Source organism: Palaeococcus pacificus DY20341 (assembly GCF_000725425.1).
Classification (GTDB): Archaea; Methanobacteriota_B; Thermococci; order Thermococcales; family Thermococcaceae; genus Palaeococcus; species Palaeococcus pacificus.
Genome location: NZ_CP006019.1, coordinates 1819413 through 1840515 on the forward strand (window position 1 = coordinate 1819413; position 21103 = coordinate 1840515).

The following is a 21103-nucleotide window of genomic DNA, read 5'->3' on the forward strand; positions in this document are numbered from 1 at the left end:
CATGGTAAACCTTATAAAGGTAGAAGGGGTAATTATTGTATAAATGCAAAATAGATCCCCCGAATACTAGAAGAGGGTGATACTCAATGGGGAAAACCAAGAAGTTTTTAACCCTTCTTCTTTTTCTCTCAATCGTTATGCAGAGTGCACTTGCAACACCATACTGGCTCAAACCGGGCGTTTACGCTTCATACAAAGCGTGCAGCGCAGAGGCCCTTGAAGGAGACATAAAGTACGGAAACGAAGTCATCATCAGGGAGGAAAACGAGACAACACATCTACTGAGCCCCTGCATCTACTTTAAGTGGACAGTTCTCGACATAAAGGGCGATAAAGCTGTTTTAGGAATTCTCCTTCGAAGTGAAAACAGCAGCAGGATCGTTGAGAGGAAGGTAAGCGCTGAGGAGGGGAGGAAGCTCCTTGAGAAATACCAGAGAATGTACGACTACTCCGGCGAGATGTGTGTTAACAAGTTCGTCAACGACACTTTAATAACGATGTGCAAGAACGTCTATAGGGAAAAAGGCCCTAAAGGGGAGCTGCTCATCGGTGTTGATGAGGGTTATGCATACATAATGAACACCACACACACCGGAAAAGACCACAGCTGGAGCGGGGTCGTTGAGGTCGACCTTAAGACCGGCGAGCTCTTAATAAACGGCACTCCTGTTGGAGTTAACTTCCTCTTCTCCGATAATCCGGCAGAGCTCAAAGGGAAGGAGATTATGGAGGGAGTTACATTTGAGGAAACCAGAGAGCTGAACATGACCGTTATGACATACTATAGAGATTTTGTACCGCCCATATCTTTCACTAAGAGCGAGAAGATAGATACAGGTGGGGGATGGGCAATTGATGCGGTTGCTTTCGACGGGACGAGCGGGCTGGCCATAACGATATACATGCCTGTAAGCCCCCTCTGGGAGGCCCTAGGCATTGAAGAAGTCTATTCCGCGGATACACTCCTTCAGCGGAGCAAATCAGAGAAGAGCAGCGACAGGACGGTGCTCGTAGGCTTCCTCCTTGAAGACACGAATGCAGAGCTCATAAAACCCGAGGCACTGGAGGAAGGGAGTATTTCAAAGAAGGCCCTCGCACTTCTCCTCGGGGCGTTTGCAGCTTTTCTGGTTGTATGGAGGTGGAAAAGGTAAAGCGATTTCATGGGAGGAAAAGGAAAAAAACATAGTTCACTCCTTCCCTTTGTGCTCGCACCACTCTTTGTTCGCCCAGTCTCCATGAAACTCTCCCGGAATATGTCCCGTGTCAGGGACAGCTTGGCTGAAGTCGTAGAGAGCCTCTAACGCTGATACTATGTCTCTTGGGAAGTCCTTCTGGGCCACATATAAAGCCGCTCTCGTAACGACATTGTAGCGCGAGTTGGGGACGAGGCTTTTCAGTGAAGCAAACCAAGCTTCCTCCGTAGATTCCCATCCTTCCAAGCCCTCTAAGCGGAAGAACTCGTAATCATAGTAGAGCTGTGGAAAAGCGAGCAACTTCATGTACTCGAGGAATAGATAGTGAGCTCTCTCCTCAATGCCCTCCTCAAGGTAAAGGTCTATAAGCTCGGCGAGTGCCTTGCTTATGGCAACGACATTGCCGAATGTGACTCTCGTATCTATGTGCTCCCAAAATCTCGGGCATGAGTGGTTGCCGAGCAAAGCTAAGTAGTAAATTCTTCCAAGCTTGAGACTTATAGCCGGATCAACATCTTTGATTGGCTCCGTGACATATTCAACGCTCGTATCAATCTCAAAATACTCATAGTGCTCCCTAAAGAATATCCTAGCATACCTAACAAGAAACTCCTTTAATGAATCGAGCGTAGCGCTTGAATCATTGCGCTTTATCAAATCAAAGACCGCGTATCTTATGCTCCTGTTCAGCTCTTTAAACACCTTTGTGAAGGCTAACTTCCAAAGCTGGGAGTACTTTTTACCCCTGTAAAAGCGGTGTATCACCTTATTATCTTCCCTCCGGACGCCTAGCCAGCGTGTATCACTCGTTGTCCCATCTAAGCTCAAATCAAAGTAGTCGCTCCAGCTCGAGTAGTCTTTCACGTGGAGCTCAAACTTCTCTGTGCACTCCCCTTCGAGACACTTAAACCCACCGCTGAGCTTTTTCCTAACGAATTCGGCCGCGTTTATGAGCTCAACGCCCTTATCCTCCAATCCCTTCAACCAAGTCATGAACCTGTCGAGCTGCTGGGGGTTGCTGACCAAGGCCTCCAAATCACTCGCTAAGTAAACGAGATAAGGAATGTTCTGGGATTCTTTGAAAACGTCTATCCTCCCCTCTGCAACAGCCCTAATTAAGCCCTCAACATCAAGCGTGTTGAATGCAAAGGCATCACTAAGCTGGTGGTCTCTCCCAAAGATGTAGCAGAGCTTACCATTGGCTTTGAATGTGTTGCATGAAAACTTAGCCTGAAAAAGGTGAAGCTCCCTGAACTGCCGCTCATCCACGAGAAAGAGGAGTTTCTTATCAGTGGAGTCGCTTATTATTTTAGCACTATCTCTGGCTATGACATTTTCAGGAAGCCAGTAACCAACAACCTCCTTATCTTTAATGAAAGGTTTGTAGAAGTCAAAAGACACTCTCGCGAGAACTTCTTGAGCAAACTTGCTTATATGGGGCATTATTGGGTGAAAGGGGGTAGTAGGGACAGCTTCGACGTGATTCTCCAAGAGTTCGATAATTTCTCCGTAAATTCTCGGTTTATATCTCAAGACCATGTAAAGCGTAAAAGGTTCGATATCAACACTTACCGCCCCTTTCTTAAGGGCACCCAAAGTGTCATCCACGTAATCGTAGGCTTTTATGACCGCCCTAGTCCAATTCCTACCTTCAACATCAACATCCCTAATCTTCAGTGAGACAGGACTTAAGCGCTCCGAATACTTTATAGGATCCCATCCCGTGCCATCATGGATATAAATTATATCTCCCGGCTGGTAGCCATGAAAGTGATAAGCGAACTTCTGCATCATCAGTCATCACCATCCTGTATGTACCCTATGGAAGAAGGAAAACCAAGAGTCTTAGGCTTCTTTAACATCCCCATAAGCTCTAAAATTTCAGGTGGTTCTAGAATTGACGGACTGTTTAAAATCCGCGCAAACTCTATATTGAACCGTCCCTCAGATTGAATCTCCTCTTCAATAAATGCTTCCTTTAATTTGGATTTAGACTCATCCAAAGGAGAAAGCTTAACAGCCAGTCCAGACTGCACATCTTCCATTCTCTTCCTCTCACCATCAAGTTTTCCCCGCTGGTATGCTTTCTTAGCTTTTTCATAAACTCCAAGTTCCCTGGCTTTTTCATATATCTCAGATTTCTTATGTCCAACCCACGATATCCACTCACTGTGTCCTTTGTAGCCAATAAAGTACCCAAAACGATACGCTTCCCTAATTATTTCCTGAATTTTTTGAGTATCCTTTTTCTTTACCATTTCGATCCCCTCAGAACGGCGCCTCATTGTAAACCCTAATGCCTTCTTTTGAGAACCTAACTCTCTTTATATTACTGTCATGAGGTGTGCCACGCATTTTTAATATCTGAAGCGCTCTTATCATCGTATAGTTTCTCATAAAGTGATGCAAAACTATGACACCGCTGGCCAAATAATATTCATCAGTATAATTATCTGAGCTCAGCATTTCAGATATTACTAACGTGGTAACATCTAACTCTTCAAGAGACCTTATAAAGTTGCCAATCTCTCTTCTCTTGTTTTCGGGATCCGCAACAAGCTGTTCTATTGAAGTGAATGAATCTATTACCACTCTTTTTGGCCTTTCTGCTGAGACTACATCTTTAATCTTCACGAAAAGCTCTCTCCATGTCAATTTTTGTTCTATTCTTAGGAGGTGGTAGCCAATATCATAGAAAACAATCTTCCCAGATTTTGCGTAAGGTAGGATGTTGAGATCATATTTCATCATGTCTTGAATTATAACTTTAGGATCATCAACGAGAGAAATGTAAAGGCCTTTTTCATTATTCCTAGCACCTGCTACAAGAAACTGAACTCCAATTGTAGTTTTACCACTCCCAGGAGGCCCACTTATAAGGTAGACCCTCCCCGGGATTAAACCCCCACCAATCAGCTCATCTAACCCCGGAACCCCAGTTGAAACACGATCTAAGGTTTTTAGTATTTCTCCAATGTACATGAGAATAACCTCCCAAGGTTAATCCCCTAAGAAATAAATATGAACGAAGATATTTATATCACTTTTGAACTAACCCCAAGCCCAATGTCTGCTCACAATAAAGCGGACTATAAACGAGATGAGAATTCCTATGAGGTTAGAGATCAAATAGGGGATTCCTATGTACGTTAACCCATAGAGAAACGCAAGCTGAACTGCACCCCCAGCTATTGAAGCTAAGTGAAAGTTAACTAAGCGTTTCAAAAAGGGCACGTTTTTCAAATCCCTAAACGTCCAGATGTCATTCCAAAGGAAGTTGTTCAAAACGCTGAGCTCATAGGAGAAGAGTCCAGCCAAAACTAACCCTAAATCAGTTTTCTCAAAAAATAACCAGAGAAAGAACTCATTTACAATAACACCTGTGAAGCCAACGATGGAAAATTTAACTAGTCTGTCTATCTCACCTTCCCACTTCATTAGACGCCACAGGTGCCTCAGATAATTAAAAATCTGCTTTTGGCTTAATTTACTCTCTCCTGCGTTTCTTAGGCCAAAAGTAAACGGAATTTCTTCAATTCTACTATATCTTCCCTTTATGAGAATTTCCAAGAGTATTTTAAACCCAACAGGGTTGAGCTCTATCCCTTCAACGACTTCTCTTTTGAGGGCAAAGAATCCACTTACGGGGTCTCTAACGTGCCTAATTTTAGGCAAAGCTACACGTCCAATCATTATGGCACCTTTTGATATTAACCGCCTATACCAGTACCAGTTCTCCACCTTTCCTCCTTTAACATAACGGGAAGCAACGGCTATATCCGCCCCATTTTCTATTCTTTCAATGAGTTTTGGAATTACCTCAGGAGGATGCTGCAAATCCGCATCCATAACAACAAATACATCCCCTTCCGCTTCGCTAAATCCCCTAATTACTGCGGAAGAGAGCCCTTTTTCATTTTTTCTCCTAATTACTTTAACAGGATATATTTTGGAGAGTTTTTGGGCTTTTTCCCAAGTTTTATCGGGAGAATCATCGTCAACTACTACTATCTCAAAGTCATGACCTCTCAGAGAACCACTTATCCTTTTGAAAAGCTCCTCGAGATTGTCTCTTTCATTATAAGTAGGGACGATGATTGAAATTCTCACCATTTTCGCCTCCCAGAGTAATGCATCTTTAAGAATTAATAACCTTTTCCTTCCGCAATGTTTATAATACCTCCAAGTATTCATAGCATAGGGAGATGGGGCCGTGGGGTAGCTTGGTCCATCCTTTGGGCTTCGGGAGCCCGAGACCCGGGTTCAAATCCCGGCGGCCCCACCAGCATTACAAACTTCGCCTGCGCGAATTTTGATCAATTCGCTTATTTTTCCATAAGTGATTTTTAGGGGATTCCTCATTATCAAGAGCTTCCATGGAAGATGCACAACTTTAATCACTCCTCATGCAGCTAAATGTTGCTAAGAAAGCTTTGGCTTATTGAGACTCGAATACCCAGAGAAAGATTTATAAACCCTTCACTAATGATTAACTATCGGGCGGGCTTAGGGTCCCGCGGTAGCCTAGCCTGGGAGTGGCGGCGGACTGTAGATCCGCAGGTCGCCGGTTCAAATCCGGCCCGCGGGACCACCAAAAATAAACTCTTCTAATAAAGAATTACCTCGCATCAATCCTGCAATTTTAGAGTCTTATTCTCAAATTTAGCCGATTTAGAAGGTCTTCTTTCCGTTCCCAATAAAAAAAGTATTTAAGCACCTTCATTGCATAAATAGATTGGGGGTAGTGGTGGAGAAAGCGGGGGATAAGCTTGAAAAAACTGCTAAGGCGAAGACCAAAAAGATGCAGATTATAGTGGGAAAGAGGCGACATGTGCAACTCGAAAAGAGAAAAGAGATGAGCCACAACATCAAATACATAAGCAAAGTTCCTGTCAAGCTCGTTATGGATAAAGACTTTCTCAAAGTTCATCCTGAGGACAGCTTAGTTGAGCTGGTTGGAAAGCTAAGAGGGGAAGAGACTTCGGCTGTTGTTGTTGATGATGAAGGCAAGCTTTTAGGCTTTATTACTGCAAAGGACTTGTTAAAATTCTTTGCACCTCTCCACAGACACACAGTTATAGGGCTGGGGCTCTTAAAGAGATATTCTTTAACCAGAGCCTCATATGTAAGGGACATAATGATAACAAAGCCCATTACGATAACTATTGATGATTACTTGGATCACGCCATTAAACTCATGGTTGAAACCGGAAAGCACCATCTTCCCGTTGTGGATAAAGAAAAGAGAGTACACGGTGTCCTGGAAGTAAAGGACATTGTAAGGCTCATCAGAATTGTAAGTCTCTAACCCATGTGGCGATAAAAATGGAAGACCTGCTATTGATTGCTTTGATATTAATTACAGCAAAGATAACAGGATACGCATTTGAAAAGATAGGACAGCCGACTGTTTTAGGGCAAATTCTAGGTGGGATAGCCATAGGATTATACTTTAAGAGTGACGAAGTTATACACGCATTCTCAAACTTAGGAGTTCTCATTCTGCTGTTTTTGGCGGGTCTTGAAAGTGATCTTGAAGAGTTTAAGAGAGTCGGAAGGCCCAGCATGCTTATAGCAACTATAGGTGTTATCACAGCATTCTTATTTGGATTTTTAATATCATTGCCGTTTGTTTCGACTAACGAGGCCCTATTATTCGGTGCCATAATGACCCCAACAAGTGTCAGCATAACGGTTAGAGTTTTGATGGAGTTAAGAAAGCTCAGAACTAAAGAAGGCGCTGCTATTCTAGCTGCTGCTGTTATAGATGATGTTTTTGGAATTTTGGCGCTGACTATAGTAATCTCCGTGCTTAAAGAAGGGAGTGTGCACATCATCGGCATATTGGAAATATTGATAAAAGTAGTTGGCTTTTTGTTTATACTATTGAAGTTTGGCGTTCCTCTTATGGAGCGCTTATTCCACCAAGTGAGCAGAATAAAGCTGCCCGAGACCACCACAACCTTCGCATTAATAACGGCAATATTTTTTGCCATTTTAGCCGAAAGAATGAATATAGCATCGATTTTGGGAGCTTATATGACAGGTTTAGTCCTAGGACAGACTTACTACGGAAAGCAAATTATAGAGAAGATTTCCACGTTGGGATACGCAATTTTCATACCTATATTTTTCGTCGAAGTTGGCATGAGCATAGATTTGGGATATATTTACAGCGCAGGCCTCTTCGCAGTTTTATACACAATAATGGCCATATTGAGCAAGATAGTCGGCTGTGGGGCAGGAGCTTATTTAGGCGGCTTCAACTTAAAAGAATCGCTTGGGATTGGTATCGGAATGATACCAAGATTGGGTGTGGAATTAGCAATGTTAGCAATTGCAATAAAGAGCGGCGTAGCCAATCAAGACATGCTCACCATAGCCGTTTTCATGGTGTTTGTAACGACGATAATAACGCCTCCAATGCTCAAGTGGGCTCACACAAAATTGAAATAGTCTAAATTAGATGACCAAATTTTAGATTAATTTTTGTCATTCTGTTGAAAATATGGCCAATAAAATGAAATATCTATCATAAATTCAACATATTTTGCATAAAAGACATAAACCTTAAAGACAATGCTGAAAATAGGTGATAACATGAACGCAGTTCAGCTGATTAGTAGAGATATAAGTCCAATCCTGAGAGTACAAACGAAGGTAATTGGATATATGACTGACTATTTCATAAAGAAGGGCTTTAAATGGCTCTTACCTGTAATGCTAAGCTCTATAACCGATCCACTGTGGCCAGATCCCGCAGCGAGCAAAATGAGGGCCCCAGAGATTGAGGCCTATGGAACTAGGCTTAAATTAATGCACAGCATGATCCTCCACAAGCAGATGGCTATAGCGATGGGCTTGGAAAAGATTTTCGTACTCTCTCCAAACATTAGGCTTGAAGAGAGGGATAGAGACGATGGAAGACACGCTTATGAGTTCACCCAGCTCGACTTCGAGATGGCCTACGCAAGCATGGACGATGTGATGGGTCTTATAGAAGGCTTAATAGTAGGTTTATTTGACTATGCAAGAGGATTACCAGAGATGAGAGAGCTGGATAGAGAGCTCCCAAAGATAAAAGCTCCTTTCAAGCGCTTCACCATGGCAGAGATTGAAGAGGAATATGGCGACGATGAGGAAGCAAGCAAAGCTATGGACGAGCCTTTCTGGATAATCGACATCTCAAGAGAGTTCTATGATAGAGAAGACCCCACAAAACCAGGACACTTTAGAAACTATGACCTAATAATGCCCGAAGGCTATGGCGAAGTCTCAAGCGGCGGCGAGAGGGAATGGCAGTACGAGGTAATCTTAAGGAAGCTCAAAGAGAGTGGACTCAGCTTGGAGGCATTTAAGCCCTATCTAGAGGTAGCAAAAGCGAGAAAGCTTAAGCCCTCAGCAGGCGCGGGCATTGGAGTGGAGAGAATCGTTAGGTTCATAGTAGGAGCAAAGCACATAGCGGAGGTGCAACCTTTCCCAAGAATTCCGGGAATTCCTGCAGTGATTTAATTTATCATCCCCTCCAGGACTAAAATTTTCTTTTGCCTCAAATAAACAACGGGAATTCCTTTTTCCCTCAACTTTTTCTTTAGCCCCTTATCGTTTGTGCAGACGATTACATTAGGCGTTTTTAAGGCAAACTCTAAAATTAGCTCATCCGTTGGCTTTTCACCAAACCTGCCCACTTCCACGATCTTAAAACCCTCTATTAGCCTCTTAGCCATTCTAATCGCTAAAAGATCTTTGCCGCGGGATTTTCGCTCTATGACATCGAGCTCTTGCTTTACAACATCTGGAACACATACCTCAAACTTGACATCCAAAATGCGGTAGAGTTCTCTTACAATATCCACTCCAAACTGGCCGGGAACTAAGAGAAAGTTCGTGTCGAGTACAATCAAATAATCATTTTTAACCATAAAAATCACCAAAAGAAAGAAGAAAATCACTCCTTAATAAGACCATATCCAATGAGGCGCCACCTTGAGCCCACTTGCCTGCTTATTGCAACCCTATCTCCAGGCTCTGCACATATTGGTATTTGAAGCTTTATCTCTGCCTCGTCCTTTCCTAAGTTCGTGACAAGACCAACTGTTCTAGCAGTTCCCACGTTCAACAACAGCATCTCTCTCCTCTTTATGGGCTCAACTTTGAGCTCTTCCTCAGTTCCAACCACCCTATCCAAAAGATGCACTTCTAAGCGGAGGTCTTCCCAAACAGGCGGCAATTGTCCGGGCTTTCCTACGATGTTACCTGCCATCAAGTCTCCCTTAGTTAGGTATGGATCGAGCTTAGTCCCGACACCTACTAGCCCACCTGGAAAGGCCTCATCGACGAACTTACCTCCTGCTTGAAGAGAGACTATCTCCGTAGTTATTGGCTCATACTTAATCCTTCCATGCTCCTCATAAGGCACACCAGGCCTTATTTCGATTTCATCCCCTACCTTGAGCTTTCCTTGGACTATTGAACCTCCCAAAACGCCACCTATGAGCTTCTCAGGTGTAGTTCCGGGTTTATTAACGTCGAAGCTCCTGAGGACAAACATCTTTGGCGGCTTATTTGGATCGCGCTTAGGTGTTGAAATGAAGTCCTCAATAGCTTTCATCAAAACATCGACGTTTGCACCGTGTAGAGCCGAGATCGGAATGATTGGAGCATTCTCTGCAACAGTTCCCTTAACAAACTCCTTTATCTGGTTGTAGTTTTCTATGGCCTTTTCTTTGCTGACGAGCTCGATTTTGTTTTGGGCAATTATAATGTTCTTGTTTCCAACAATTTGCAGAGCCATCAAGTGCTCTCTAGTCTGGGGCTTCGGACATGGCTCATTAGCTGCTATGACAAGAACAGCACCATCCATTAGAGAAGCTCCAGCGAGCATTGTGGTCATCAAAGCCTCATGACCGGGTGAATCTATGAAGGAAATCCTCCTCTCAAACTCTGTTTCAGCACCGCAGTAGGGGCACTTTGGAGAAGTAGAGTACTTCCCACAGCTCGGACACTTCCTAATCTCCGCATCTGCAAAACCTATCTTTATTGTGATACCTCTTCTAAGCTCCTCACTGTGAGTATCGGCCCAAATTCCCGTCAAAGCTTTAGTTAATGTAGTTTTACCGTGATCAACGTGACCAACCATACCAATGTTAACTTCAGATTGTTTAAACTTCTTTTTTGCCATCCCCATCACCTCTCTAAAGTATAGAATAGAATTTTGCTTTATTAACCTTGCCTTATTTGAGCCAAGACATCATCCGAAAAGATGTGAGAGGCTCAACAAAAGCAAATGGATTGAAAGAAGAGGGAGCCTTCACTCCCCGTAGACAATCTTGGTGTTTATTTGCATTATTTCAGGGCTTATGGTGTTGCCTCTAACTGTCTTCTTCCTTCTCTCTCCTTTCTTTGTCGGCCTGAAACCTGGGCCTCTTGAAACCAAAATCCTTATCTTCCTTGGGCCGTGTACGTCAGGCCTCATTGGGAAGCCGTCCTTGTCTGTTCCGCCGGTTATCTTTAGCTTTACATTGCTTGGTATCTCTTCGCCGAAAACTTCACTTAAGTCAACACCCAAGAGGCTCGCGTCAAAGGTGTCGCCAATCCTCAAACCTATCAAAGCTTCGGCTTTCTTGTCGCTAACTTCGATTTGCTTAGCTTTTCCACTCTTTGGGTCTGAAATAACTACCTTAAACGTAACCATTTCCTCCCACCTCTTTCTGTTCATTAGCGGGATTCATTGGGGAAACCCCTTACCCAGGGGTGCTTAAGAGGAAATATTTAAAAACCTTTCTCTCGAGGGGCATTGTTCTGATTATTTTTCAGCGTTCTCTCGTGCCCCTTACGTTAACCCCGTATTCTGACATCCCGCTGAAATGAAGGGGTAAAGGGGAAGGCCGAAAGATGCCAGAATGGTCAAACTGCAACCCATTCCCCTTTTAAAAACCTTTCCATGCAGGACCGGGGGACTTCGTCCCCCACGTCCTTGCCAACCCCCTCCCCCTCTCAAGTGGGGTTCCACCCCACACCCCATTCTCTCTCAAAAACGGAAGGGCTCCGCCCCTACAACCCCGAGGACACTCTCTGGCTGCAAACAGCTTAGAATACTAAAAATTGTCCCTCAAACGAGCTTTGAACTAGAAATGTCCTAATCAAAGAATACTAAATAAGAAGAGTAAAAGGGAGATTTGAAGATGCTTCCCATTCAAAGCTCCTCAAACCTATCCTTCAGCTTCTCCAAAATGCCTGGAAGTGTTGTGTACTCCATCTCTTCGAGAGGCAAGCGGTGTGGTTCGAATGGACCGTGCCTCCTCATGTAGTCTGTTATCTCTAAAGCCTTTCTTCTTGCATCGTCGAATGCTACATCATCGAAAAGGTCAACTGGGCCTATAAGTCTTCCATTCTTGTTTATTTGCCATCCTAAAGCAATCACCCTTGGAGGTCCGTCGAATCTTGATGGTGTCGCGTATTTGAGTGGAACCGGGATGATTGGGCCGTTGTGTGAGCCTCTCATCCATCCGCTTACTAAGTGTGGGAACGCAAAAGGTTCAAGAACTTCACCGAGAGCTGGAAGACCGCTTTGTGCCCTAACAATAGCCACAGGATCATCTTTTCCTACATACTCTCCAGCTATCTCAAAGAGCTTCTCCGTGCTTATAACTGCAACAGGCTCATCACTTGGTATTGCATGGCCCTCTTTGGGGAAAACATGCTTTATAACGTACCTTGACTTGGCACCTATCAACGCCAAGAGATCGTAGAGTTCCTCTGGGGAGTTAAGAATTACTCTCTTGTGTTCCATAATGTCCCAAACTTCAAACCTAAAGCCCATGTGCATGTGTGGGTCTATAACGAGCCCAGCTGTGTTGAATGGATCAGCGAACATTCTAAAGATTGGCAAGTTAAAAGCTCCTGGCTCCGTCTTATCCATGTGGAATGTCACTATTGGCTCGCTCCTCCTTAAGGTAATCTCCATCTCAGCTACTCCTGGTCCCATGCCCCTAATGTTTCCACTAAAAGCGTCTTTTAACAAGTCTTGACCTGCTCCATAGAGGCCAAGCTCCTTTGCAATCTCAGTTGCTTCTTTAAATGTGTCCCAAGCCAAACCGTGGATTTCCTCGCTGTCAACACCTTTCTTGTGGGTCATTATCAACTGAAGGTCGTCTCCACAGTAGGTAACGTGGAAGTCGATAATGGTTCCCTCTTCCTTAGATTTGGCCAATAATTCGTTTGCCTTTTCTATGAGAGCTGGGTGAACCTTATGGTGGCCTGGCCATCCCCCTATGTCGGCCTTTATAACACTAATGGTTATCTTCTCTCCAATAGCCATGTTAATCACCACTCTTAACTATAATTTCAAGTTTATAAAATTTTACTATGAGAAAATATATCACTAAGAATGACACAAAAATGCCAAGAGCATCAGAAAAAATAAACAAAATTAAAGCAAATCAGCAGAGGTCAGTCCATCCAAATTCTTCTTTTGCTATCTTTATTATCTCTTTGAGCTCTTCTTTTTTGATGTTGACGCTGCTAACTCCCCCAATTGCTGCTATAATTCCATGAACTTCTTCTTGAACTTGAATAACGTCTTCATCAATTTTTGTAATTTTGAGTTCCCTTCTGGCAACTTCGTCATCACTAATCTTGAACTTATCCTCACCAACCTTTATGTGTTTGAGTTCTACCATAAAATCACCATAAATATCTATGAGTGTCATTCCTAATAAGAATTTCCATCGCTTGTAGAAATAATGCCCGCAAAGCTTATAAATGCCCGAAGCCCTAAGAGATAATGGCTGGGGGCATGGTGTAGCCTGGTCTATCATCGCGGGCTCCAGAGGCCATGAGGAGGAGCGGGTTTGCTGACTCGGGGCATGATGACCCTTTGGAGCCCCGAGCGGCTGGAGAAACCCGCGGACCGGGGTTCAAATCCCCGTGCCCCCACCACTTCTCGCTCTAGTATAAAACTTTGCTGAACAGTTTTCTCGCCATAAAAAAGACTTTTTTATGAAAATACTCTTTTAAAGGTGTTTCTTCACTTATTTACAAAATAATAAACAACAAAAAGAAAAACAAGTCTATCAATTCTCTTAAGATTGTTAGGCTCATTCATTCCTCGCTTCATCATAAAATCAGAAAGGAGAACGCTAATCATCGCCCTCTTAATTAAACATCCTCTTTTACCGTAACAAACGATACCATAGTTACCGTTTGTCCAATTCCTTTGATCTCCCTTAGTTTATCTACAACTATTTTCCCAATATCCTCAGCTGATGGTGCCCTAACTTTTATCAGCAAGTCCCATTCGCCTGCTATAATGTGAACCTCGTAGATCCACTCTAGTTGTGCTATTCTTTCAGCGACTTCCCTTTGAGTTAGGCCAGATGCTGGATCATACCTCGCCAATATAAATGCAGTTGTTCCCAAATTGAGCTTTCTATAATTCGGCTTTATAGTAAACTTTTCAATTATTCCCTCTTCAACGAGCTTTTTAATACGATAATGAACAGTAGTCCTTGGAATACCAAGTTTTTTGCTTAAAGCTGCTATATTCTCCCTTGAGTTGTCTTTCAATTCGTCCAACAGTCTCATATCAACTCTATCCAACGTATCCCCCATACTTTCCCCCTCTTTTGTTTGTCATATTTTCAATATAAACCTATCGCATTTGGATATCTATTCACTCCCCAAATTCTCTTTTAGCCACTTTGAAAATTCACTTAGAGCCCGCCCCCTATGAGATATATTGTTCTTCTCTTCCGTTGTCATTTCTGCAAAAGTTTTAGAGAACCCCTCAGGAATGAATATAGGATCAAAGCCAAAGCCCCTATTTCCCCTCTTCTCATGCCCAATGGAACCATGAACTATCCCTTTAAAAATATGGAGCTTACCATTGTAATAACCAATAACACTCTCAAAATATGCTCTCCTATTTTCAATACCGTCCATGAGTTTTAAAATACCTTCATTGCCCAGAGTTTTAAAAATATAGGCTGAATAAACCCCAGGAAAACCCCCAAACGCTTCGATGAAAAGGCCAGAGTCATCTATAAAAAAGGGCATGTCTATCTCATCCTTCAGCCACTCAATCCCAAATTTCACCACATCCTCAAGCTTGCTTGCTTGTATCTCCGGATATTCAAACTTTTTTTGGATGAGCTCAACTCCAAGGGGCTCCAAATACTTCTTTGCTTCTTCAAACTTGCCTCTATTCGAAGTTATGAACAAAACTCTCATCCAATCACCTTCTAAAAAAGTTAAAGATCAGTCAATGGTATATCCAATTTTTTCCACTAACTCCCTTCTCTCCTGTTTTTGCTCATCGGTCTCGATTTTATTCGCGGCTTTTCCATCGACTATCCCCAAAACAGACCTACCAAGCTCCGTTTCAGCAACTATAACCTGCAGAGGATTCTCACTCGCCCCATAAACCATTACAACAGCTGGATGAAGTTTTATTGTATTCAAAACGTTAATTGGAAACGCATTCTTCATTAGAATCACAAAAACATGTCCTGCACCAATTTTTAAGGCATTCTTTGCTGCCAACTGCTCCAGCTCTTTATCATTGCCGGTGTACCTAGTCAATTGTGGCTTTGCTTCATTCATTGCAATGCCGAACTTTATACCCGGCACTGTTGTTAAAAGAGATTTAGCTAAGTCATCCACTGTAAATATAGAAAAATTCCCCTGTCCTATTATGCATTCGATACCTTCAGGCTTTTCTATGTCCACAACTTCAATTTTGACCATTCTGCACCACCAAAAAAATAATATATGTTCAACTGATAAAACGTTTTCTGTGAGATAAAAATGATGGAAGTTAGTAATAACAATAGCATTAACTATGAAGAACTTGATTTTTTGGTTGAAATCCTTACCAAATATCCCAAGGAGAGCCTGAAAAAAATTTCAGAGTTGGAAGGTATCGAGTATTATAAGCTGAAACGGATCTACGATAAATACTACGGCCCAGATAAATATGTTCAAGTTAGTACAATTTATAACATAGCAAAAATTGGGCTAAAGAGCTTTGTAGCGTTTATAAGCGTTCCTAGAGATGAACTTAGAAGTAAGGCCCTTGAGATTCTAAAAAATCCTTTCTGTAACTATTTAAATGCTTCCTTTGGATTTAAGCTTGGCATAGCTGCATACTACCATATCCCTGTCGATCAAGTAAAATACATAGACGAGCTATTATCAAAGTACAGTGATGATTACGAGTACTATGAGGTTAGAGGATACCCAAAGAGGCCAAGACAATTCGGAAAGTGGAATTTAAGCTACGACTATGCCATTTTGATGGATATTTTAAAAGAAGACGCAAGAACAAGTATTTCAAAAATTTCTCAAACGCTCGGAAAAACAAGGCCCACCGTAAAATACATGATTGAAAGGCTCGAATCCCTCGAGATAATACTAAACTACATCGCCGTTTATGATGATTATGCATACAACAGAGCATTCGTGGGAATAGCGGAAGACCTGGACGAATCCATAATACAAGAGTGGATAAAGAGATACGACTTCCACATTGGGGCTATAGTTCCAAAGGGCTACTTGATAGAAATGTACTTCACTTCAAAAGAGGACATTGGTCTAAAAATATTGGAGATGAGCAAATACGTAAACAAGTTTTCCGTGGAGTACTTGGATATACTTAGGGACATAAACAGATGGGGAAAATTCTCAGAGAGAGTTAGAAGGGATGGAAAAGGGTACAGATCAATCCTAGATTTCTAGCTGGCAATACTCAATGCCAAAGGGATCTCCTGAAGCTTGATACTCCAATGCCCTGCAATCATGGCAAATATACTTGAAAGGACATAACGAGCATCCTTCAATTTTATCCTTCTTCAGCTTCCAGAAATTCCTCAAGCGTGTTTTTCTTACGAGCTTTTTAATGCCCTCTCTCTTGGCATCACCGATGATAAAGTTCCTCAGCAACGGACACACCAACGCATACCCATCGGCGCTTATTACTAATGTTCCAGAGAGACAGGGATGGTATTTATTTGCTGTTGGATTTCTTATTCTCTTCAGCTCAATTGAATTTATTTTAAAGCTCCTGAGGCTGGGAGGATAAATTATATCCAAGTAAATATCGGTGCGGAAGCTAGTCCCATGCTTCATAAACTCTAAGTAATCCTCTTGAGTCATTATTAGCAAAACCCCATCGATGAAAGACAATTTCTCCAGCTTTTTAAGATTCTCCTCATTGTACTCAGCCTCAACTATGATCTTAACGCCTTCTATAGGTGATATCCCCTCCATGTCCTCAATCCTCACAATCATGTACACATTCTCAATTCCAAGCTTACCAGCGTAGTCAGCTACTCTAACGAGCATTTCAACATCGTCATAATTCGTGAGATAAAGCTCATCTCCCCGCGTAAACGAGAACTCATAGATCAGCTCCTTTATTCTTTCCTCGCTTAAAGGCTCCCTTCGGAGAATAAAGCTGTTGTTGCCTATGCAACCAATAGAGCGCCTTATACCATCAATTTCCGAGTATTTTCCTTTACCTTTCCCTAGCTGGATTATCAATCTCTCTAACTTCCCATTGTGCTCTCGGTTAGTCCAAGGAGGCTTTGCTATCGAGATGAACCTACCCTCAACAAGGGTGGAATCAACCATAACAGGCTCAATTTTAGTTCTCTCCATTATACTCACCAAAGATAACAAAGGAAAGACTCATATATTAACTTTTTCTATTCGGATTTTTGTTACCACTTGTAAAAGTGTGCAAAAAATGAATAGTAAACACAATCATTTAAAGAAAAGAAAAAGGTTAAATAGAATCAGGAAATCATGAGGATATGCTTTCTTCATATTGGAGGATTAGTGCTCCCAAAATAATCAGTACAGCGCCTATGGTTTGTCTTCCACTTAAGGTCTCATGGAAAATCAGGTAAGCCAAGATTAGAGCAACCACAGGCTCTATCGTTGCTACAATCGAAGCCCTGCTTGCTTCCACTTCTTGGAGGGCATGATTGTACATGAGGTAAGCCAAGAAAGTCGGGAACAATGCCAAGGCAAATATCCATGGCATGGCCTCGAGAGGAACACTAAATCTGGAGAAGGGTAACAAAAACAATGCTCCAAAGCCTAACGTATACATCAAAGCCTCTTCAGGTTTTTCTTCTTTAACTGCGATTTTGCCCAATATACCGTATAAAGCGTAGGTAAAGCCGGATAAAAGCCCCAAAACAATCCCCAAGAGATTGACCTCTTCATTAAGTTGAGTTACAAAGAGCACACCCAGAAGCACCATGCTTAATGAAAAGAGCTTCATCGGAGTTATTTTTTCTTTAAAGACCAAATAACCTAAAATCGTCGAGTGAATTGGGGCAGTGTACAAAAGCAAAACCGCCAAAGATACTGACGAAACCTTCACTGCATAAAAATAGAGTACATAGAACAAAAACACACTGAAAAATCCGTAAAAAGCGTAAAACTTCAGTTTTTGCCTCTTTAAAGTTAAGCCGTTTTTAAATGCATTGTACAGCAAGAGAAGAGTAAAAGCTATCGATGCTCGATAAAAAACTATAGTAAATGGATCTAAACTGTATCTATAGAGGAGCTTGGCAAATATTCCCAAAGTCCCCCACATGCTTGCGGCAAAAAATACTAAAAGATATCCCCTCTTCAAGCTCCCACCTCATATCTCTGGACCCACTGGCAACCTCCTTTTGTGTTCGCTGCCCTTTATTAGCTTTTCCACATACTCAACCAGTTTAACTGAAATTTCAAGCTCTTCTGCTGTTTCCTCTTTACTCTTCCCTAAATCAACCAGACGATAGAGTACCTCATCTAAAAGTTTGTAGCTAATTCCAAGCTCATCTTCATCGCTTTGTCCTTCCCAAAGACCAGCACTTGGCTTTTTGTTCACAATGCTCTCAGGAACACCTATTCTCTTCGCTATCTCCCAAACTTCAGTTTTGTACAGGGTTATCAGAGGCGCATAGTCACTTGCTCCATCGCCCCATTTTGTAAAGTATCCCACCAAAAACTCGCTTCTATTGCTTGTCCCTAAAACGAGCATGTTGTTGACATTGGCATGAGCATAGAGGAGCATCATTCTCGTTCTGGCCATTAAGTTCCCTCTTGACTTCTTGTCGATTTCAAATCCCAAACTTTGCTCAAAAGCATCAACTATCGGCTTTATGTTAATAATTCTATGCTCTATACCAAGCATTTCACACACGAACTTTGCATCTTCAAAGTCCTTGTTTTCATAGTAGGGCATTATCAGGCCTAAAACTCTCTCTTTTCCGAGAGCCCTTGTGGCCAAAAACGCCACTGTTGCACTGTCAACACCGCCACTAATTCCCACTACTACCCCATTAACACCTGTCTCTTCTGTCTTTTCCCTAATAAACTTCTCAAGATTGCTTATTAGGGCTTCATAATCCAATGCCCTCATTTTTTATGCCTCCTAACAGCTTCACCTAGGAATTTTGAGTAGCCGAGTAAAACTAAAACTATGCCAGAGATCATAGCAACAAAGGATATATAAGATAAACTCAAGAGGGGATACCTCTTTCCTTCAACTTTAAGTGTGTAGTTAGCATTTCCCGATACAACATATAACTTTGGAAGGAATTTAAATGTAAGTTCTTGGGTTCCGCTAACGTTTATCGTGCCATTTACGGCCGAGTAGTATTCTATTTGAGCGTTATCTGAGTGAAATATTAAACTTACATTGTCTATGGAGTATGAGGAGTAGGGGACATAAAACTCTTTGGTCTCATTTTGATATAACGTGCCTCTCTCTAAATAAGACTTAGGAACACTGTAAAGGGATATCCCAGAAAGCAGAAGAGCCAATATTAGGAGAATAAATCCTACTCTAAACGCACTGTATGAAAAAGCCAGCTTAATTTCTTCCTTCATTTACACCACCAAAAAGTTTAATGAAAAAGAAAAGAAATCAAATCTTTCCAGCCAACCAGCACTCTACCCAATGGTTGTGCTCATATTCAATTAATTGTGGATGCTTTGTATCACAGAGGCCTTTCTCCATGTAGATACATCTTGGATGGAACCTACATCCTGCTGGGACGTTAGCAGCGTTTGGAACTTCACCCTTAATTGGAAGCTCCTTGATAATCTCTCTCCTCTCTGGGATTGGCTCTGGAACAGCAGCCAAGAGTGCCCTTGTATATGGGTGTATTGGGTTGTCAATGACAACGTGTGCTGGACCCATTTCAACAATCCTTCCCAAGTACATGACCGCAATATAGTCGGCGAAGTATCTAGCTGTGGATAAATCGTGGGTGATGTAGAGGTAGGTAACACCCATCTTCTCTTTGAGGTCTTTCATGAGCTCAAGGACTTCTGCTCTAATCGACACATCAAGCATTGAAACCGGCTCATCTGCAACAATGAACGTTGGGTTGAGTATCAACGCTCTGGCTATAGCGACACGCTGTCTCTGTCCACCGCTGAGCATGTGCGGGAATCTTCCAACGTAATCCTCCGGCGGAATAATTTTAACCATCTCAAGAGCCTTGTAAATGAGCTCTTCTCTTTCCGCCCTTGTTTCACCAATTCCATGGATCAATAATGGTTCCTCTAGAACATCATAGATTCTAAATCTCGGGTTCATTGAGGAGAAAGGATCTTGGAATATCATCTGCACGCGTCTTCTGTATTCCCTAACTTCCTCCTTGCTTTTCAGCTCAGTGACATCTTTGCCCTCCAGATATATTTTACCGTCCGTTGGCTCCAAGAGCTTCATCACAAGTTTTCCTGTAGTTGACTTACCACATCCACTCTCACCGACTAGGGCAAAGACCTCCTGCTTCCCTATCTCAAAGGTTAACCCGTCAACGGCCTTAACGTGTCTCTCTGGCTTTCCTTTTAAAACATCCACGAGTCCCCTCTTGATCGGGAAGTACTTCTTAAGGTTCTCAACTTTAAGAACTGGCTCGCTCATTTTTCATCCCTCACAACAACCAGCATGCAGCATAGTGATCTCTATCAATTTCCTTCAACTCAGGCTCCTGTTTTCTACAAACTTCCATTGCGAATGGGCATCTTGGGTGGAATCTACAGCCTGTTGGTGGACTAATTAGGTTTGGTGGTTGTCCTGGAATAAATTCAAGTTTCTCAACGTCTTCATGGAGTCTTGGAATAGCTGAGAGGAGCTTTTGTGTGTATGGGTGGGCTGGCTCATAGTAAATCTTCTTACTGTCTCCAATTTCCACTATCTTTCCGGCATACATGATAGCGACTCTATCACTTATCTCTGCTAAAATGCTCAAGTCGTGTGTGATGAATATCATTGAGAGACCAAGCTCCTTTTTGAGCTTCTTCATCAAGTTGATGATTTGGGCCTGAACAACAACGTCCAGAGCTGTTGTAGGCTCGTCCGCTATGACAACATCGGGCTCTAATAGGAGGGCCATAGCTATAACTACTCTCTGCTTCATTCCACCACTGAGCTCGTGAGGGTATCTGTAAACAATGTCTGGAGCCAGACCTACCAACTCCAAGTATTTCTGGGCTTTGTCCAAAGCTTCCTCCTTGCTCATTCCTTTGTGGTAGAGGAGAGGCTCAATCATTTGATATCCAATGGTATAAACGGGGTTTAGAGCGTTCATTGCACCTTGGAATATCATAGCTATCTTCTGCCACCTAATCTCCTTTCTAAGAACATCCTCTGGAAGACCAACTATCTCCCTTCCATCTACTTTAACACTTCCCCCAACGATCTTTCCTGGTGCTGTTGGCATTCCCATTAAAGTAAAACCAAGGGAGGACTTGCCACATCCACTCTCACCGGCAAGTCCCAATACTTCACCTTTGTGAAGGTCAAAGCTGACACTGTCAACAGCTTTAACGACACCTCTTGATGCGAAGTAATACATCTTAAGATCCTTAACTTCAAGGACTTTCTTGGCCATTTCTCC

The 21103-nt window shown here is 42.5% G+C and carries 24 protein-coding genes and 3 tRNA genes; 8 read left to right on the forward strand and 19 right to left on the reverse strand.

All coding sequences use genetic code 11. From position 1 onward, the window contains the following. The first annotated feature begins 86 nt into the window (after positions 1-86). Positions 87-1151, forward strand: coding sequence for a hypothetical protein (locus PAP_RS09850; RefSeq protein WP_048165840.1), 1065 nt, complete (start codon positions 87-89; stop codon positions 1149-1151). Positions 1152-1187: 36 nt separating this feature from the next. Here PAP_RS09850 and PAP_RS09855 read toward each other — a convergent pair whose 3' ends face one another. The 4 genes from PAP_RS09855 to PAP_RS09870 form a co-directional block, all read right to left on the reverse strand. Further along, the gene (locus PAP_RS09855; RefSeq protein ID WP_048165841.1) at positions 1188-2987 is read right to left on the reverse strand and encodes a polysaccharide deacetylase family protein; all 1800 of its coding nucleotides are present in this window, start codon (positions 2985-2987) and stop codon (positions 1188-1190) included. Further along, complete coding sequence (locus tag PAP_RS09860; RefSeq protein ID WP_048165842.1) at positions 2987-3451, reverse strand: hypothetical protein; 465 nt, start codon at positions 3449-3451, stop codon at positions 2987-2989. The genes PAP_RS09855 and PAP_RS09860 overlap by 1 nt, the downstream gene beginning before the upstream one ends. Positions 3452-3461: 10 nt before the next feature. Next, complete coding sequence (locus tag PAP_RS09865; RefSeq protein ID WP_048165843.1) at positions 3462-4175, reverse strand: RAD55 family ATPase; 714 nt, start codon at positions 4173-4175, stop codon at positions 3462-3464. Positions 4176-4244: 69 nt separating this feature from the next. Further along, a complete protein-coding gene (locus PAP_RS09870; RefSeq protein WP_048166034.1) occupies positions 4245-5303 on the reverse strand; it encodes a glycosyltransferase in 1059 nt (352 codons plus the stop codon). A 97-nt stretch (positions 5304-5400) separates the two neighbouring features. On the opposite strand from PAP_RS09870, the gene PAP_RS09875 reads away from it, so the two are divergent. Continuing rightward, positions 5401-5478: transfer RNA gene (locus tag PAP_RS09875), tRNA-Pro, on the forward strand. On the opposite strand, the gene PAP_RS10305 is transcribed toward PAP_RS09875, so the two are convergent. After that, complete coding sequence (locus PAP_RS10305; RefSeq protein WP_158442514.1) at positions 5457-5594, reverse strand: hypothetical protein; 138 nt, start codon at positions 5592-5594, stop codon at positions 5457-5459. The genes PAP_RS09875 and PAP_RS10305 overlap by 22 nt on opposite strands. Before the next feature lie 112 nt (positions 5595-5706). Between PAP_RS10305 and PAP_RS09880 the strand changes: the two genes are divergently transcribed. The 4 genes from PAP_RS09880 to PAP_RS09895 all read left to right on the forward strand — a co-directional run bounded on the left by PAP_RS09880 (position 5707) and on the right by PAP_RS09895 (position 8705). Continuing rightward, a tRNA-Tyr gene (locus PAP_RS09880) sits at positions 5707-5784 on the forward strand. A 210-nt stretch (positions 5785-5994) separates the two neighbouring features. Further along, entirely contained in the window at positions 5995-6501 is a 507-nt protein-coding gene (locus PAP_RS09885) for a CBS domain-containing protein (RefSeq protein ID WP_048166035.1), read from the forward strand. 17 nt (positions 6502-6518) lie between these two features. After that, positions 6519-7649, forward strand: a complete 1131-nt coding sequence (locus PAP_RS09890; protein ID WP_048165844.1) for a cation:proton antiporter — start codon at positions 6519-6521, stop codon at positions 7647-7649. Between the two features lie 144 nt (positions 7650-7793). Then, complete coding sequence (locus PAP_RS09895; protein WP_048165845.1) at positions 7794-8705, forward strand: asparagine synthetase A; 912 nt, start codon at positions 7794-7796, stop codon at positions 8703-8705. Here PAP_RS09895 and PAP_RS09900 read toward each other — a convergent pair. The 5 genes from PAP_RS09900 to PAP_RS09920 all read right to left on the reverse strand — a co-directional run bounded on the left by PAP_RS09900 (position 8702) and on the right by PAP_RS09920 (position 12874). Next, the gene (locus tag PAP_RS09900) at positions 8702-9115 is read right to left on the reverse strand and encodes a PIN domain-containing protein (RefSeq protein ID WP_048165846.1); all 414 of its coding nucleotides are present in this window, start codon (positions 9113-9115) and stop codon (positions 8702-8704) included. The genes PAP_RS09895 and PAP_RS09900 overlap by 4 nt on opposite strands. A 26-nt stretch (positions 9116-9141) precedes the next feature. Next, the gene (locus tag PAP_RS09905; RefSeq protein ID WP_394296782.1) at positions 9142-10374 is read right to left on the reverse strand and encodes a translation initiation factor IF-2 subunit gamma; all 1233 of its coding nucleotides are present in this window, start codon (positions 10372-10374) and stop codon (positions 9142-9144) included. 129 nt (positions 10375-10503) lie between these two features. Then, positions 10504-10887: a 30S ribosomal protein S6e gene (locus tag PAP_RS09910; RefSeq protein WP_048165848.1), complete on the reverse strand. Its 384-nt coding sequence runs from the start codon at positions 10885-10887 to the stop codon at positions 10504-10506. A gap of 501 nt (positions 10888-11388) precedes the next feature. Beyond that, entirely contained in the window at positions 11389-12513 is a 1125-nt protein-coding gene (gene fbp / locus PAP_RS09915) for a fructose-1,6-bisphosphate aldolase/phosphatase (protein ID WP_048165849.1), read from the reverse strand. Positions 12514-12634: 121 nt separating this feature from the next. Then, positions 12635-12874, reverse strand: coding sequence for a hypothetical protein (locus PAP_RS09920; RefSeq protein ID WP_048165850.1), 240 nt, complete (start codon positions 12872-12874; stop codon positions 12635-12637). 110 nt (positions 12875-12984) lie between these two features. On the opposite strand from PAP_RS09920, the gene PAP_RS09925 reads away from it, so the two are divergent. Continuing rightward, a tRNA-Trp gene (locus PAP_RS09925) sits at positions 12985-13133 on the forward strand. A 219-nt stretch (positions 13134-13352) separates the two neighbouring features. Here PAP_RS09925 and PAP_RS09930 read toward each other — a convergent pair. The 3 genes from PAP_RS09930 to PAP_RS09940 are packed head-to-tail and all read right to left on the reverse strand — an operon-like array spanning position 13353 to position 14939. Then, positions 13353-13805 carry an Lrp/AsnC family transcriptional regulator gene (locus tag PAP_RS09930; protein ID WP_048165851.1) on the reverse strand — a complete coding sequence of 151 codons (453 nt, stop codon included), beginning with the start codon at positions 13803-13805 and terminating at the stop codon, positions 13353-13355. A 57-nt stretch (positions 13806-13862) separates the two neighbouring features. After that, positions 13863-14423 carry an XTP/dITP diphosphatase gene (locus PAP_RS09935; protein ID WP_048165852.1) on the reverse strand — a complete coding sequence of 187 codons (561 nt, stop codon included), beginning with the start codon at positions 14421-14423 and terminating at the stop codon, positions 13863-13865. 27 nt (positions 14424-14450) lie between these two features. Next, the gene (locus PAP_RS09940) at positions 14451-14939 is read right to left on the reverse strand and encodes an adenosine-specific kinase (RefSeq protein WP_048165853.1); all 489 of its coding nucleotides are present in this window, start codon (positions 14937-14939) and stop codon (positions 14451-14453) included. A gap of 63 nt (positions 14940-15002) precedes the next feature. Here PAP_RS09940 and PAP_RS09945 point away from each other — a divergent pair, with 63 nt between their 5' ends. Further along, positions 15003-15929 (forward strand): Lrp/AsnC family transcriptional regulator, encoded by a 927-nt coding sequence (locus PAP_RS09945; protein ID WP_048166036.1) that lies wholly within the window; start codon positions 15003-15005, stop codon positions 15927-15929. Here the strand turns inward: PAP_RS09945 and PAP_RS09950 are convergent. From PAP_RS09950 to PAP_RS09975, 6 genes are all read right to left on the reverse strand, one after another. Further along, positions 15918-16850 carry an SPASM domain-containing protein gene (locus PAP_RS09950; protein ID WP_052649142.1) on the reverse strand — a complete coding sequence of 311 codons (933 nt, stop codon included), beginning with the start codon at positions 16848-16850 and terminating at the stop codon, positions 15918-15920. The two genes, PAP_RS09945 and PAP_RS09950, sit on opposite strands and share 12 nt — an antisense overlap. Before the next feature lie 145 nt (positions 16851-16995). After that, the gene (locus PAP_RS09955) at positions 16996-17838 is read right to left on the reverse strand and encodes a DMT family transporter (RefSeq protein WP_048165854.1); all 843 of its coding nucleotides are present in this window, start codon (positions 17836-17838) and stop codon (positions 16996-16998) included. Positions 17839-17847: 9 nt separating this feature from the next. Next, positions 17848-18612 carry an NAD+ synthase gene (locus PAP_RS09960; protein WP_048165855.1) on the reverse strand — a complete coding sequence of 255 codons (765 nt, stop codon included), beginning with the start codon at positions 18610-18612 and terminating at the stop codon, positions 17848-17850. Continuing rightward, entirely contained in the window at positions 18609-19082 is a 474-nt protein-coding gene (locus tag PAP_RS09965; RefSeq protein WP_048165856.1) for a hypothetical protein, read from the reverse strand. The genes PAP_RS09960 and PAP_RS09965 overlap by 4 nt, the downstream gene beginning before the upstream one ends. A 37-nt stretch (positions 19083-19119) precedes the next feature. Then, positions 19120-20127 carry an ABC transporter ATP-binding protein gene (locus tag PAP_RS09970; protein WP_048165857.1) on the reverse strand — a complete coding sequence of 336 codons (1008 nt, stop codon included), beginning with the start codon at positions 20125-20127 and terminating at the stop codon, positions 19120-19122. Positions 20128-20137: 10 nt separating this feature from the next. Further along, positions 20138-21097 (reverse strand): ABC transporter ATP-binding protein, encoded by a 960-nt coding sequence (locus PAP_RS09975; protein WP_048165858.1) that lies wholly within the window; start codon positions 21095-21097, stop codon positions 20138-20140. Positions 21098-21103 lie beyond the last annotated feature (6 nt).

Excerpts from the sequence above, each read along its gene's own strand:
- PAP_RS09910 (WP_048165848.1), bottom strand. The coding sequence starts at position 10,887 with ATGGTTACGTTTAAGGTAGTTATTTCAGACCCAAAGAGTGGAAAAGCT.
- PAP_RS09945 (WP_048166036.1), top strand. The coding sequence starts at position 15,003 with ATGGAAGTTAGTAATAACAATAGCATTAACTATGAAGAACTTGATTTT.
- PAP_RS09885 (WP_048166035.1), top strand. The coding sequence starts at position 5,995 with ATGCAGATTATAGTGGGAAAGAGGCGACATGTGCAACTCGAAAAGAGA.
- fbp (WP_048165849.1), bottom strand. The coding sequence starts at position 12,513 with ATGGCTATTGGAGAGAAGATAACCATTAGTGTTATAAAGGCCGACATA.
- PAP_RS09960 (WP_048165855.1), bottom strand. The coding sequence starts at position 18,612 with ATGAGGGCATTGGATTATGAAGCCCTAATAAGCAATCTTGAGAAGTTT.
- PAP_RS09920 (WP_048165850.1), bottom strand. The coding sequence starts at position 12,874 with ATGGTAGAACTCAAACACATAAAGGTTGGTGAGGATAAGTTCAAGATT.
- PAP_RS09905 (WP_394296782.1), bottom strand. The coding sequence starts at position 10,374 with ATGGCAAAAAAGAAGTTTAAACAATCTGAAGTTAACATTGGTATGGTT.
- PAP_RS09940 (WP_048165853.1), bottom strand. The coding sequence starts at position 14,939 with ATGGTCAAAATTGAAGTTGTGGACATAGAAAAGCCTGAAGGTATCGAA.
- PAP_RS09930 (WP_048165851.1), bottom strand. The coding sequence starts at position 13,805 with ATGGGGGATACGTTGGATAGAGTTGATATGAGACTGTTGGACGAATTG.
- PAP_RS09890 (WP_048165844.1), top strand. The coding sequence starts at position 6,519 with ATGGAAGACCTGCTATTGATTGCTTTGATATTAATTACAGCAAAGATA.
- PAP_RS09970 (WP_048165857.1), bottom strand. The coding sequence starts at position 20,127 with ATGAGCGAGCCAGTTCTTAAAGTTGAGAACCTTAAGAAGTACTTCCCG.
- PAP_RS09860 (WP_048165842.1), bottom strand. The coding sequence starts at position 3,451 with ATGGTAAAGAAAAAGGATACTCAAAAAATTCAGGAAATAATTAGGGAA.
- PAP_RS09855 (WP_048165841.1), bottom strand. The coding sequence starts at position 2,987 with ATGATGCAGAAGTTCGCTTATCACTTTCATGGCTACCAGCCGGGAGAT.
- PAP_RS09965 (WP_048165856.1), bottom strand. The coding sequence starts at position 19,082 with ATGAAGGAAGAAATTAAGCTGGCTTTTTCATACAGTGCGTTTAGAGTA.
- PAP_RS09850 (WP_048165840.1), top strand. The coding sequence starts at position 87 with ATGGGGAAAACCAAGAAGTTTTTAACCCTTCTTCTTTTTCTCTCAATC.
- PAP_RS09975 (WP_048165858.1), bottom strand. The coding sequence starts at position 21,097 with ATGGCCAAGAAAGTCCTTGAAGTTAAGGATCTTAAGATGTATTACTTC.
- PAP_RS09895 (WP_048165845.1), top strand. The coding sequence starts at position 7,794 with ATGAACGCAGTTCAGCTGATTAGTAGAGATATAAGTCCAATCCTGAGA.
- PAP_RS09865 (WP_048165843.1), bottom strand. The coding sequence starts at position 4,175 with ATGTACATTGGAGAAATACTAAAAACCTTAGATCGTGTTTCAACTGGG.
- PAP_RS09900 (WP_048165846.1), bottom strand. The coding sequence starts at position 9,115 with ATGGTTAAAAATGATTATTTGATTGTACTCGACACGAACTTTCTCTTA.
- PAP_RS09950 (WP_052649142.1), bottom strand. The coding sequence starts at position 16,850 with ATGGAGAGAACTAAAATTGAGCCTGTTATGGTTGATTCCACCCTTGTT.
- PAP_RS09935 (WP_048165852.1), bottom strand. The coding sequence starts at position 14,423 with ATGAGAGTTTTGTTCATAACTTCGAATAGAGGCAAGTTTGAAGAAGCA.